Source organism: Armatimonadota bacterium (assembly GCA_013314775.1).
Lineage (GTDB): Bacteria > Armatimonadota > Zipacnadia > Zipacnadales > JABUFB01 > JABUFB01.
On record JABUFB010000014.1, the window covers coordinates 130,979 to 144,183 of the forward strand.

Genomic DNA, 13,205 nt, shown 5'->3' on the forward strand with positions numbered 1-13,205 from the left:
GAACCGAGGGATGTCGTATGGCGCTGAGCGTGACGCTCTGGAACGAGTTCAGGCATGAAAAGCAGCTCGATGCCTGCCGCGAAATCTACCCTGATGGAATGCATGCTGCGATTGCGGATTACCTCGCGCGCAACACTGATTTCAGGCTGCGGCTGGCCTGTCTTGATGAGCCTGAACATGGCTTGACAGAGCAGGTGCTGGAGGACACGGACGTTCTCATCTGGTGGAGTCACGTGGCGCAAGACGAGGTGAGCGATGAGGTCGCGGATCGCGTCTGCACTCGCGTGTTGGCAGGGATGGGACTGATCGTGCTCCACTCGGCTCTCAAGAGCAAGGTTTTCATGCGGCTGATGGGCACCACCTGCGACATCAAGTGGCGCGAGTCGGGGGAAAAGGAGCGGCTCTGGGTCGTGGCCCCTGGGCACCCGATTGCCGCCGGACTCGGCGAGTATATCGAGATACAGAACACCGAGATGTACGGGGAGCATTTCGATATCCCGGTTCCTGACGAGCTTGTGTTCATCAGTTGGTTCCCTGGTGGCGAGGTGTTCCGCAGTGGCTGCTGTTTCAACCGGGGAAACGGACGCATATTCTATTTCCGTCCGGGCCATGAGACTCATCCCGTGTACCACAACGAGGAAGTGCTCAAAGTCATTCTGAACGCGATCAAATGGGCAGCCCCCAGTGGCGGCCCACAGTTCCGGCGGGGCAATGTGCCGCCGCTGGAACAGATCTGAGGTCCGCCAGTGACCCTTCCTGTGGGACATCGCGGATATGCGCAGGCAGTGAAGCCGACATTCCTGGCGGCTTTGGTCTGCCTGGCTTTCATCCTGCAGACAACGCAAGCGAACGGGCATCATCCCCCCGGGGTTGAGTACAAGATATTCTGCTTTCCGGATGATGCGCTGCCCGTGATCGACGGGGATGGGGGCGACTGGGAGCGTGTACCGGCGGCGTACACTCTGGACGGCAGCTATCTACGGGACACGGTGATGGGGAAAGAGGACCGGATGTCGCCAGATGACCTGCGCGTCGAGGTCACTGTGGGATGGAGCCCGGCCACTAACCGGTTGTACTTTCTTTACCGCGTCTGGGATGATCTACATAACTTCCGGGAGGACTGGGGCGATATTTTCGAGGTCGTGCTTGACGCCGATCATTCGGGAGGCCAGTACCACAGCTACCCGGACGTGACGCCCGAAGTTGAGGAAAAGCTCAAGAGTACACACTGTCAAAACTACCACATCTTCACCCCACCAGGGCCGGGCAGGCCGTGGGCCTGGGTCTGGGGGTCACAGCAGTGGCTGGTGGAGAAACCGTGGAGTGAGCATGCGTACAAATATGACTTTGGGCCGGGCGAGGCGGGCCCGCTGTGCCTGGAGTTCAGCATCAGTCCGTTCAACTACGCGAGTTATCTTGGCCCGGAATACAGTGCCATCCACAGGCTGATAGCCGGCGAGATTGTTGGGCTTTCATGGTCCGTACTCGACTACGATGAGGACGATCAGCGCTACGAGGGTTTCTGGAACCTGTCGCACAACACACGGATGGACCGTACTGCGGACCTGTTGCCCAACTTCAGGCTGATGCCGCCTGAGCCCGATGATGGCCCCAAGTAGACGATTCGCATCAACGGGCACATGGCGTTTGCGTGTCGCCGTTCTTTTGTGCTAAAATGGGTTTGGCGTAGGGTGAGCCCGCTTTGACCCGGGCCCAGACGCTTCGGATGCATTGGGCAGGCCGTTAGTCTGTCGGCCTTTTTTCATGTCCGGCTGTTTCCGGAGTCCCGTGGCCCCGGTCCAGTCCCGGGAGGATCCCAGCATGCGCAATCGGGCGCGAGCATTGCTACCAGCGATCGTACTCTGCATCGCAGCACTGGTCTTCATCGCCTTGTCTGGCACGGGTTGCGGCAAGAAGGGTGAGGATGCCGCAGGCGGGGCCCCGGCTGGAGGGCCCGAACAGATGATGGCGGGCGCTCCGGGTGGAGCACCGATGGGCATGCCCGAAGGTGGTGGGACGCCCGGTGGTCCCGCTGGTCCTCCTGGAGGTCCGGGCGCGCCTGGTGGCGCACCACCGGCAGCCGGCCCGGGTGGCCCTGGCGGCCCCCCTGAGGGTGCTGGCGGTCCCGGCGGCCCCGGTGGCCCCGGTGGTCCGGGAGGACCCCCTTCCAAAGATGGCGGCGGCGGGGGAGCTGACGGAGGTCCCCCAGCTCAGCCGGCAAAGGTGGAGAAGGCTGCTCCCGCAACTGCCGAGCAGGTCGAGGCGGTTGAGGAAGCTCTCGGCATACTGCGAACCTTCCTGACTCGCGAAGCTCCGGCCCCCACTGCCACTGACAAGAAGAGCGAGGATGAGGCTGACTCCAAGGCCCCGACGGCAAAGGCCTCCTCGGGCGGCATGAAGTTCGCCCAGGCCGGTGGACCGGGTGGACCGGGTGGACCGGGTGGACCGGGTGGACCGGGTGGACCGGGTGCCGGCGGTCCTGGTGGACCGGGGGGAGAAGGTCCGGCAGCGGGAGCGGCTTCCGCTGCAGACGGCGTTCCCCCGCTGGCCCTTGCAATCGCTGTCAAGCGCGTCTGTCAGAAGACCCGCGGCATACAGATGAACCAGCAGAAGTGGTTCCACGAATACTGGTTCTTCATGGCCCGCTCACTGCTCGAAGAGGTCCAGACCAAGTACGGCGATTTTCCGCTGGCGCAACTTGCCCACGCCGCCCAGACGAAGAGCGACTGGGAAGGCTACCTGTGGCATTGGGCGATGCGTACGATGCTGGCGCAGACTGATTACTCCGACCTGCTGGACTGCGCTGATGCCATCGCCAAAGCGCGCGTGGGGCTGGCCGCAATCCACGCGATTTGCCGCTATGGTCTTCTGATGGAGGACGTGGACGCAACCAAGGTCGGCCGCATCATCTCCCCAACCATCTCCCACACCATCAACACAATCCGCGTCAGCTTCGGGAACGCGAACTACGACCCGGCAACGATCGTCCGCGATGAAACCAAGCGCAGTCGCCTGATGGTCGAAGTGTTCGACAACTACCTGAAGTGGGGACACAACTGGCACTGGGAGCGGTCGCGCAACTGGGCTTACCTGTCCCGTGTCTCTGCGAACGTTCCTGCTTACACTTGTGATTCCTGCGGTCGGAAGCTCACACGAGACGGGCAGATGTGGCGCTGTCCGCGCTGTGGCAAGGCAACCCGCCCTGCCATCCCCGGAACTTTCGAGGTTGTCGAACCCCACGGATGTCTGGATTGTGGCTATCGCGACCAGTACCGGGTATCCGCTGTCCAGTGTCCATCCTGCTACGCGAGTCCCGATGGGCGTTACCGTCTCACCCGCTCTTGGAATTCGCCGACGTTCGCAAGGCGCCAGCAGGGGATGAAGAACGCGCAGAAGGCCCACAAGACGGCCGAGGCCGTATTTGCGAGCAGTTCAGTGCTTCCGACCAAGGCCGACCGGCAGGCGTATGAAGCCTGGGTTGCGGTATCTCCGGCTCCCGAACGCGTGCCGTCGCTGCACCAGATGGAGCTTGAGGCGCACGAGGTTCGCCTGCGAGCCGCAGCTATACCGAGTGATCGTCAGCCGCAACGCAACTAAACGGGCAAGGTCGGGCATGGTCACCTGCCCGGCCCCCAGTCCGGAGGGCGCTGGATGAGACACCGCCTGATCATTGCAGCCATCTTGCTGACTATTCCGGTGCTGCTCGTTGGGTGCAAAGAGGAGCCCGAGGCGGAGGCTTCCGCGCCACCACCTCCGGACCCGGGTTGGCCCAGCTACTCGCCGATGGCTGCCGCCATCGAGTTCGAGTTGCAGGAGGCCCATTATCATATCCGCAAGGGCCGGTACATGGCGCCGGACAGCTATGGCAGCGAGGCAGAAATGCCCGCTGCGATGGGCTACACCCAGTGGGCTTTCGCCAATGCCACGCGCCTGTACGAATCTCCCCAGTCTGCCGCTGACGACAAGCAGAAACTTGAGATCGAGACCAAGCGCAACAGTCTTTTCGCAGGTGCGACTGACGCCGCAGATCATCTCATCCTCGAACATGGCGGCCGCTTCTCAGTGCCCCACGGTTATGTACCGCGGTGCAAATGGTGTGGGCTTCCCATGCCCAAGAGCCTCATGCGCTGGCCGATGGAGGATGGGGAGAAGCGAGTCGAGTGTCCGCGCTGCGGCGCCCGCGACTCATTCCCCACTGGCCTGATCTACCGTTGCCCGAACTGCCACGACGTGGTTGCCGGAACACAACTCGGGCCGCGCTGCCCGACGTGCAGCCGCAAGTGGGCAGGGGCTGAGAAGCATTGCTCTCGTTGTGGTTACGCGACGAGCGTCCTCAGCCGACAGGGCCAACGCTGCCCCAACTGCAAGGCCAAGTGGAACTTCGACATACCCTTCGGCAACTGGCCATCTCGTGCGCCGATCCCGGTGGACTTCACCGGCTCAGGCGAAGGCGACCGGTGCACCGCCTACACTGCAGTTACGGGGAGACGCTGTCCGAACAAACTGCCCTCGCACTCGAAAGACAAGGCCGATCTGGCCTGCTGGTACCATCGTGGCCAGAAACAGCGTGACGAGGTTGCCGCCTCGGGTGGCGGCGCACCGGCGGGCGCTGGTGGCGCCGGCGCGGCCGGTGGGATGGGCGGCGGCATGGGTGGTCCCGGCGGACCGCCTGGAATGGGCGGACCTGGTGGGCCTCCCGGCATGGGTGGTCCCGGCGGACCGCCTGGAATGGGCGGGCCCGGTGGACCTCCCGGAATGGGCGGACCGGGCGGGCCTCCGGCCGGCATGGCGCCTGGTGGTGCGGGCGGGCCTCCCGGCGGCGCTGCGGCCGGGCCTCCTCCGGGTGACATGGGTGGCGCAGAGTAGCGCCACGCAGCCCGGGCGGTTCGGCGCGCGTTGCCGCATAACTCAAGCCTAACAGCGTACCAGGCCGCGCACATCCTGCGCGGCCCTTACTTTCAGGGTGATAGGCATGTTCAAACTCAGCGTCATCAGCGACGAAATCTCCCAGGACTTCCAGCGAGTCGTCGATGTCTGCAAGGAGTATGGGGTCGCTATGGTGGAGCCGCGGTCGGTGTGGGACACTCCGCCGCACAAGCTGTCTGACGACCAGCTCGCCCAGATGAAGTCGATCATGGATGCGAGCGGGTTCAGCGTTCCCTGTATTGCATCTCCTTTTCTGAAGTGCGATCTGGGAGACGCAGACCAGTACAAGGAGCATCTGGCTATCTTGCGCCGCTGCATCGAGATTGCGCACCGCTTCGACTGCAAGATCATCCGCGGGTTCACTTTCTGGAAGACCGGGCCGGCCCAGGGAGTCTGGCAGCAACTTCTCGACGCCTATGCCGAGCCGATCCGCATCTGCGAGCAAGAGGATGTGTACATCGGAATCGAAAACGAAGCATCTACCCATATCGCTACCGCTGCCGAAGCGGAGGCAATGTACAAGGACCTCGCCAGTGACCGCGTCCGCGCTATCTGGGACCCGGCAAACGAGGTATATGCCACCGATGGTGAACTACCTTTCCCGAACGCCTTTGAGCGGATGAAGCCCTACATGATCCACATGCACATCAAAGATGCTGTCCGCGACCCGCAGGCTGAGGGAGGCGCCCGTTGCGTCCCGGTGGGTGATGGCGGTTACATTGACTACCCTGCGCAGTTCCAGGCGCTCGTGGATATGGGATACGAGGGGGCCTGCAGCCTGGAGACCCACTGGCGGCCCGGGTCTCAGCTGGATGAGGAGACTATGAACAAGCCAGGAGGCGCGGCCTTCTCCGCCGGCGGCGAGCAGGCCAGCCGCATCTGTTTCGAGAAGATACTCGAGATGATCGCGAACCTGAAGGCTTAGGCTCTCCACCGAACGCTATCGGATGCACCGCCCGGGACCGTCATCCCGGGCGGTTCGGTAACTGCCGTAATGTTGCTATGCCGGCCTGCGTGGCATCTTTACGCGTGTGTCAGCGGGCTGTATACTCATGTCCGTAATGGGTCGGCCCGGCAGACACTCCCCACCAGAGCGTCCGGCAACCGCATGCCAAGGCACAACTCAGGCCGGCAATGTCTGAGCAATGGAATCCCCCTCGCTGCGACAGCTGGGATACTCTTTGTACTCATCTGGGGTGTGGACCTGCGGCTGTCACTGATGCCCTCTCTGTTCGTCGGAGACTGGCCGACTGAACATCCGACCGCCAAGGTGAAACCCAGGCTCTGGGCTTATGTCGACACCGCCGCCCTGGTTCCCGACGCAGGTATCGTGGCGCCTGCGAGCACGTCCCTGTATGACGACGTACCGGCGTATGAGACGCTGGGGAGGAATGATCTGGTCGCCCGGATCGCGCGTATCCGGGGCGGTCTCGGCCCCCTGTTGACAGCCAAGGTCCACGAAGGGATGGCAGCCGTCAGCCTTCGTGACCTCTGCGCGAGACTGGGCAATCAATTCACCTGGGACGGTGCTGGCGTCGCCTTGGTGTCCGGCGATGAGGGTGTCACCGAGTTCGCGCCAGGTTCGCGCACGGCGCGGCGCAATCTGAACAGTATAGGTCTTCCAGCCCCGCCGTTCGTGGACGGCAACGACCTGTACGTTCCGGTCCGCAGTGCGGCAGCAGCACTCGGTCTTGAGTTGACCCAGGAACGGGGCGGCTCCATAGTGTGTCTGAGCCGCGGCACCAGCACGGTTCGGGCCCTCATCCCGGCGCAGGCCTTCAGCATCGAAATCGACCGTTCAGACCGTTGGCTCCGGGTCTTCTATGCCGGGGAGTTGGCCAAGCATTACCGTGCGTGTACGGGTGCGGGCCAGAACACACCTGTGGGGCGGTTCTATATCCAGAGCAAATGTGTGTGGCCCGGTTGGCGCGCGTACTGGGGCGAATTCATCCCTGGGGGCAGCAGCCGCAATCCTCTCGGCGCCAGGTTCATAGGCACGTCGGCCAGGGGACGCGTCACCGGCTGGACCATCGGGATACATGGGACGAACCAGCCTTCATCCATCGGGCGCAGGATATCGGGTGGCTGCGTCCGTCTGCTGAACCCCGACATCATCGAACTGTACGAGGTCATACCGATCGGCACTCGGGTTACGATCCACGAGTGAATGCGCAAGGGTGAACCTGATGATCCTCGGTGTTGGCACGGACATCTGCTCGGTCAAGCGAATGCAGTACATGACCGAGAAGTATGGCGCTCGATTCCTCGACCGCGTCTTCACACCTGAGGAGCAGGAACGTGCCCGGCGCAAAGCGGGGTGGGCCGAGAGGTTGGCCGCGCGCTTCGCGGCCAAGGAAGCTACCATGAAGGCACTGGGAACGGGCTGGGCGTGTGGCGTGCGCTTCCTCGACATCCACGTGACCAATGAGTTTGGGGGACGCCCTGTTGTGCGCCTCGTGGGAACCGCCGCGACCTGGGCGGAGTCCATCGGTGTAACGCGCATCCATGTATCGCTTTCTCACGAACGCGAGCAAGCCGTTGCATTTGTGGTTCTCGAGGCGGCCGACGGCCGACCCTGGACCGACTGACGTGGGTCGCGCGCCCGGTTTCTGCACATTGCCGGTCCACCCCACCAAATGGGTCCCGCCATGCGTCTGATCGATAGATATGTCCTGCGACTGATGGTCATGCCGACGCTCATCGGCGTCGCAGTCTTCATGGTCATCATGCTGTCCGAGACGGCAATCAAACTCGGCGATACGGTTATCGGCCTTAGGGTTCCCCCCGCTCTCATCGGTCAGTACTTCCTCTTCAGGCTCCCGCGTGTGTTCGCCTGGTCTCTTCCCGTCGGCATTCTCGTTGGCGCCGCCATGGTGACGACGCAGATGGCGAGAGCCGGAGAGGCGACTGCCATGCGGGCCGGCGGAGCGAGCTTGCGGCGCATCTGGATCTCGATCATCGTTCTCGGGATGGCGGCAACCGTGGTTTCGTTCGCAGTCGAAGAGTTCCTGGTACCCGGCGCAAATGCCCGTGGCACCAAGGTCTTCAACACCATGACCCGCACCCAGCCCGTCATGGAATCACGAAGCGACCAGGTTTTCCGCGACGAAAAGGGACGCATCATCTACGTCGGGCACATGGATGTGGTCAGCAACGAGCTTCAGAATGTCCTGGTTGTTGACCAGAGAGACGACGGCAGCCCCGGCGTCATCACTGCGGCCCGACGCGCCGAACGTCAGGGCAAAGAATGGATGCTGCGTGAGGGTATCCGGCTGCGGGTGGGGACTCATGGGGGGGAGCTTGGGCCGTGGGAGCCGTTCGAAGCAGAGGCAATCAGCCTGTGGAGCGCCCTGGACGAGTACTACAGCGACCAGCGAACGGATTACGAGATGAGCGCCCGTGAGATTCGCGAGCGCGTGGACCTGCTGCGTTCATCGGGCCAGGACCCGCAAAGGTGGGAAGTGCGGCTCCAGTTCCGCTACTCCATGCCCGTCGCGTGTCTGGTCTTCGCCATGGTCGCGGCACCCCTGGGCATGCGGTTCGCTCATCTGGGCAGCTTCGTGGGGATCGTTATTTCGATCCTGGTGGTCTTCCTGTATAACGGCGTGCGATCGTGGGGTCTCGCATTCGGCCTCGTGGGCGACCTGAACCCGATCGCGGCCGCCTGGGCGCAGAACATCATCTTTGGGTCATTGGGCCTTTGGCTGGTGCTGAGGGCGCGGTAGTGCCTCGACGGCTAACTGGACAGGAGCTCTTCCATGGCAAGCCGGTTTAGCCTGTGGGCCGATGTGCCCTGACCGCCCGCCACGATTGCCCCCACAGCGTTTCCCCATCGCAGGGCATCGGTCCCGCCGAGCCCCGCCAGAATCGCCGCCAGAAAGCCCGCGTTGAAAGCATCGCCGCAGCACGTGGTATCGACAACCTCGACACAGAAGCCTTCGGAGCGGAACTCGCCCGACGCACCGACCAGGAAGGACCCGGCCGCCCCCAGCTTGAGGGCAACCGTGGTTCCCTCTCGGGCAAGGCAGCGTGCGGCCTCGAGCGGGTCATCGATGCCCGAGATGGCGGTGGCCTCCACCTCGTTCGGGAGGAAGTAGTCGACTGCGCGGATCGCTTCGCGCACCCTGGAGTCCCATTTCTGAGATGGATCGAACCCGGTATCCAGAGAGCTCGTGATGCCCAGTTCGCGCGCTCGGAGACAGATGTCGGCGACAGCGGGCCGCAGCTTGCTCTGCAGGAAGTAGCTCCCGATATGAATGTGCCGGGCCTTGAGAAGGAGATCATCTCCAACATCGGCGCCAGACAGCGAATCGATAGTGCCCAGGTAGGTCACAAAAGCCCGGTCGTGGGGACCGGATATTGAGACGGTCAGTCCGGTGCGCAGCGACCCATCACGGATGATGTGCGCGGTGGAAACGCCATTGGCGGTTAGACCCTCGAGCACGAATGTTCCGAAGTCGTCCTCACCGACCCTGGCCCGCAAAGCCGATCGCAGGCCGAGCCGCGCCGCGAAAGTGGCAACGTTCGCCGTGCAGCCACCAAGATGCATCCCCATCGCCTCAGCCAGGACTTCCTCGCCGAAGGCGGGCAGGCGAGTGACCCCGGCCAGAATCAGATCGACGTTGACGTCGCCGATGCAGAGAATGTCGTGATCTTTCACTTGGCACTCCCTCGTTACCGGTGGGCACTGGAGATGCGCCGGGGCCTTGGGTGCTGCTGAGCATTGTTCAGGGGCCGTCTGCGCCGGGAGCGCCCCCCAGAGGCGCACGCCGGACCTGGACGCCCACGAGTTCCCCGGCCCATTGCGTGCCCTGAACCCATGCAAACAGCCCGGGAAGCGGTTCGAGTTCGGCTCGCAGAGCAGTTCGCGCGGCATCAGGTCCCGGCTTGGAGATGCGGCTGAGTACCCGCGCCTGCGTCCCGATACTGACCGCCTCGGCGATCGCTCCCTCGGCGCCAGGCAGTATCCTGCGCACGACGAACTGCCCCTTGAGGGTCTTCCAGACGGGCTCTTTGACGCGTCCGGATGAATCGAAGTGCAGCTTACTCGCGACCCACACCTGCTGGCCCGGTTGCGGGCGCGCATCCTTCGGGTAGCGCACGCGAATGGTGACCTCCTCCAGCCCGACCTGCACCCGCCGGACTTGCCCGGTCTGGCCTGCAGCCCGCCAGTAGAGGATCTCGCTCCCATCTGGCGCCCAGCTCATGCCCAGAGGCGCAGATGAGCTTGGGCCGCCGCTGTCCAGGGCAGTACCCACGATTTGGCGACGCTCCTGAGTGGGTGGCCATGCACACCACAGCCCGGCGTTCGTTGCGTATGCGAGAAGGCTTCCGTCCGGGGACCAGCATGCCGCCCCTACGCTCTGAGCCAGTCGGATGGGCGCCAGGGACGACAGGCCTCCCAGCCAGAGCGACGCATCTGCATCGAAGAAGCAATAGAGCGCGGAGTCAGGGGACGGCCTCTCATCGTCGAAGTCCGCGCTGACTTCCTCTGGTCTGCCTGTCAGTGACAATCGGAAGCACCGTTTCTCATTGCCGGCCCAGACTGCCACGGGGTCCCATCCCAGCCACTGTCGGAGCCGCACCCACTGGCCGCCACGAATCTGTACCATCGGCCGTCGCGCACCTGTGGCGGTGTTGATCGCGACCGCGGTGCAGTCCTCACCATCCTGCATCAGAGCGACCAGAGTGTACTGCGAAGGCCACGCGAGATGCATGGCGGGGCCCGCTTTGACGGGGTCTCCCACGTACCGTCTTGCGCCGCCTGCGACTGCGGTGAGCGCGAGCTGGCTCCAGCCATTGCCGGTCGCCACCCAGTAGGCGATCATTTGCCCGTCCGGTGACAGGGCAAAATGAGGCGTGGCGGCATTCTCCAGGCGCAGTTGGGCTCCGCGTTCCGTGCAGATCATGATCGCCGGCACGTGAGGCCAGCGCTCCCAGCCACCGATGACCACACCCTTCCCTGCAGGCAGCCAGGCAGCGCTCTCACCAAGGGTTTCCGCCACAAGCTGGTCATCCAGCGCAACCAGCTGCCGGAACTGGGTGACGTCAAGCCCGGAAACGGCAGGCTGCGCCAACGCGATGCAGGCGAGGAAGAGCAGTATGTACCGGGACATCGGCAAATCCTCTCCAGTGGAGCTTCGGTTGCATCAAAACAGTAGAATGTAACTGCCCCTGCTGTCGTGCGTCACAGCGGCGGGTCAGGCGAGCACGAACTTCTCAATGGCTTCGGCGACGCCTTCCGGACCACTGTCGGGAACGTAATCTGCGGCAGCCTTGACGGGCTCCTGGGCATGTGGCATCGCCACCCCGAAGCCCGCCATCTCAACAAGCTGCAGATCGTTGAGCATATCCCCCATGCCCATTGTCTGCGACATCGGGATCCCGAGATGCGAAGCAAGCCAGCGCAGAGCATTGCCCTTACCCGCGTCTCGGCTCAGAAACTCGATGTACTCCGGCATGGACCGGGTGACCATCACACGGTCGCCGAAGTTCGCGCTTGCTTCGCTGAGCACATCCATGGCGTCGTCCGGGGGGACGCAGATCAGGAGTTTGATGGGGCTTTCGCCGTCAAACCGTCGCATATCCCCCGCGGGCACGGGCGCCAGTCCGGTGCGACGGTAGTAGAGCAACGCCCAGTGGGACACGCGAGTGACATACATCGTGTCGCCGAGATAGTAATGCAGGTGGTAGCGGCGATCAATGCAATAGCGCACCACCTCGCGGGCGAGGTCAGCCGGAACCGGCTCCTGGTAGAGTGGCACGGGGTCCCCCGGAACACGGATGACGGCTCCGTTGAAGGAGATGATCGGCACACCGTGCAGACCGAGCCGCTCCACGAAGGTCTCCGCAGATACGTGAGGGCGGCCTGTGGCGATTGCCACCGTCACTCCCCGGGCCGTTGCCGCCTTGATTGCGCGGATATTGCGTTCCGACACCTCGTGAGCACCCACCACGAGGGTCCCATCTAGATCGATCCCTATGAGGCGTATTTCAGGCTGCATGCGTCAGTCTCCCAGACGCCAACAGACCCGGCGGAATGCACCACCGGACCCGGCGCGATGCACAGGCTATCCTGTCTGACAGCCCCCAGAATACCACATTCGGCCCACCGGGCTGAAGGGCGACGGAGATTGATCCCGACTGCCACGTCAGGCGCTCCGCGCCTGCTCGACCGAAGACACAATTGCCTGCAGGTTGACCGTGGGTGTGGTCAGCGGCACTGCACATTCGGGGCCGATGATTTCAATGCCTTGCGCAAGGCATTCACGCACTTCGCGCGCCACATCATCCGGTGTACCCCGAAGCAACGTGTCCGGGTTGTTGATGTTGCCCATGAGCGCGATGCGGCGCGATCCATCGTCCGTCCGACCCTCGGCGTCCACGATCTCACGGGCTCTCCGCGCGGGGACTTTGGAGTCGAAGTGAAAACAGGCGAAGCCCGTGTGCGCGATCGCTGCCAGCCTGTCTGCCGTGTTGCCGCAGATGTGGAGTATGACCGGTCCCGGAATGGCAGCGGCCAGTTCGCAGTGAATTGGCCAAAGCATTTCACGATACGTCGCTCCGGATACAAGGTCGCCGGTGGCGTGATCAGCCAGCGTGATCGCGTCTGCACCCGCCTCGAGCTGCGCCTTTGCGAACAAGACGGCGACCGGCTGCAGCCGGCGGAGAATGTCGCCGACCTGGGCCGGATCGTCGATGGTCATCATCAGGAAGTCCTGGACGCCGAAAAGATGGTAGGCAAGTGTCCAGGGGCCGAAAACCTTGCCGATCAGGGCCACGTCCGGGTACTGTTTGCGCAGAATCCGCAGGGCATCGAGGACGACCCGGCAGGCAGGATGGCTGAGAAGGTCCGAGGGTATCCGGATGTCGTCGACCGTGCGACACAGTTTGCCGACGACGTCGGGCATAAGGTCCCGGCGGCCCCAGTCCACTTCACAGCCCAAAGCCGCTGCCTCCTGCTGCACGGAGAAAACGGGCGCGATCGTGTCATAGCCGAGAATGTGGTGGCCCGCCGCAGCCAGACCGGCCATGATCTCGGCATCCAGATGGGCCTCCGGGAACCAGCACCCGGTCTGTTCCATGAGTTCCACGGTCGCGACCGACACCGCATTTCCGACAGATGTGCGGTCCGCGGGCTGTTGCGCGAGACAGGCCATGAATCGCTGGCGATGGGTCATCTGGTCCTCCGTCTGCCCAATCCGCTCGCACCGACCTTTGGCGAGCACGCGGGTCTCTGGTGGAGGGGCCTTTCCCCGGCGGGAGCGCGAAATCCTGCC

General features: G+C 63.5%; 12 protein-coding genes. 8 read left to right on the forward strand and 4 right to left on the reverse strand.

The window, feature by feature from the left end; all coding sequences use genetic code 11:
- Nucleotides 1-17: 17 nt before the first annotated feature.
- The 8 genes from HPY44_18190 (at nucleotide 18) to HPY44_18225 (ending at nucleotide 8,651) form a co-directional block, all read left to right on the forward strand.
- A complete protein-coding gene (locus tag HPY44_18190; protein NSW57938.1) occupies nucleotides 18-737 on the forward strand; it encodes a ThuA domain-containing protein in 720 nt (239 codons plus the stop codon).
- A gap of 48 nt (nucleotides 738-785) precedes the next feature.
- Nucleotides 786-1,619 carry a hypothetical protein gene (locus HPY44_18195; GenBank protein ID NSW57939.1) on the forward strand — a complete coding sequence of 278 codons (834 nt, stop codon included), beginning with the start codon at nucleotides 786-788 and terminating at the stop codon, nucleotides 1,617-1,619.
- Between the two features lie 202 nt (nucleotides 1,620-1,821).
- The gene (locus tag HPY44_18200) at nucleotides 1,822-3,597 is read left to right on the forward strand and encodes a hypothetical protein (protein ID NSW57940.1); all 1,776 of its coding nucleotides are present in this window, start codon (nucleotides 1,822-1,824) and stop codon (nucleotides 3,595-3,597) included.
- 54 nt (nucleotides 3,598-3,651) lie between these two features.
- Entirely contained in the window at nucleotides 3,652-4,866 is a 1,215-nt protein-coding gene (locus HPY44_18205) for a hypothetical protein (protein ID NSW57941.1), read from the forward strand.
- 106 nt (nucleotides 4,867-4,972) lie between these two features.
- On the forward strand, nucleotides 4,973-5,851 hold the full coding sequence (locus tag HPY44_18210) for a sugar phosphate isomerase/epimerase (GenBank protein ID NSW57942.1): 879 nt from the start codon (nucleotides 4,973-4,975) through the stop codon (nucleotides 5,849-5,851).
- Nucleotides 5,852-6,034: 183 nt separating this feature from the next.
- A complete protein-coding gene (locus HPY44_18215; GenBank protein ID NSW57943.1) occupies nucleotides 6,035-7,093 on the forward strand; it encodes a L,D-transpeptidase family protein in 1,059 nt (352 codons plus the stop codon).
- Nucleotides 7,094-7,112: 19 nt separating this feature from the next.
- Complete coding sequence (locus HPY44_18220; GenBank protein ID NSW57944.1) at nucleotides 7,113-7,514, forward strand: holo-ACP synthase; 402 nt, start codon at nucleotides 7,113-7,115, stop codon at nucleotides 7,512-7,514.
- 60 nt (nucleotides 7,515-7,574) lie between these two features.
- Nucleotides 7,575-8,651 carry a YjgP/YjgQ family permease gene (locus tag HPY44_18225; protein ID NSW57945.1) on the forward strand — a complete coding sequence of 359 codons (1,077 nt, stop codon included), beginning with the start codon at nucleotides 7,575-7,577 and terminating at the stop codon, nucleotides 8,649-8,651.
- Between the two features lie 11 nt (nucleotides 8,652-8,662).
- Here the strand turns inward: HPY44_18225 and HPY44_18230 are convergent, their stop codons facing one another.
- The 4 genes from HPY44_18230 to HPY44_18245 all read right to left on the reverse strand — a co-directional run bounded on the left by HPY44_18230 (nucleotide 8,663) and on the right by HPY44_18245 (nucleotide 13,106).
- A complete protein-coding gene (locus tag HPY44_18230) occupies nucleotides 8,663-9,586 on the reverse strand; it encodes a carbohydrate kinase family protein (protein ID NSW57946.1) in 924 nt (307 codons plus the stop codon).
- Between the two features lie 67 nt (nucleotides 9,587-9,653).
- Entirely contained in the window at nucleotides 9,654-11,042 is a 1,389-nt protein-coding gene (locus tag HPY44_18235; GenBank protein ID NSW57947.1) for a hypothetical protein, read from the reverse strand.
- Nucleotides 11,043-11,126: 84 nt separating this feature from the next.
- Nucleotides 11,127-11,930: an HAD family phosphatase gene (locus tag HPY44_18240; protein NSW57948.1), complete on the reverse strand. Its 804-nt coding sequence runs from the start codon at nucleotides 11,928-11,930 to the stop codon at nucleotides 11,127-11,129.
- A 147-nt stretch (nucleotides 11,931-12,077) separates the two neighbouring features.
- Complete coding sequence (locus HPY44_18245) at nucleotides 12,078-13,106, reverse strand: MtaA/CmuA family methyltransferase (protein NSW57949.1); 1,029 nt, start codon at nucleotides 13,104-13,106, stop codon at nucleotides 12,078-12,080.
- Nucleotides 13,107-13,205 lie beyond the last annotated feature (99 nt).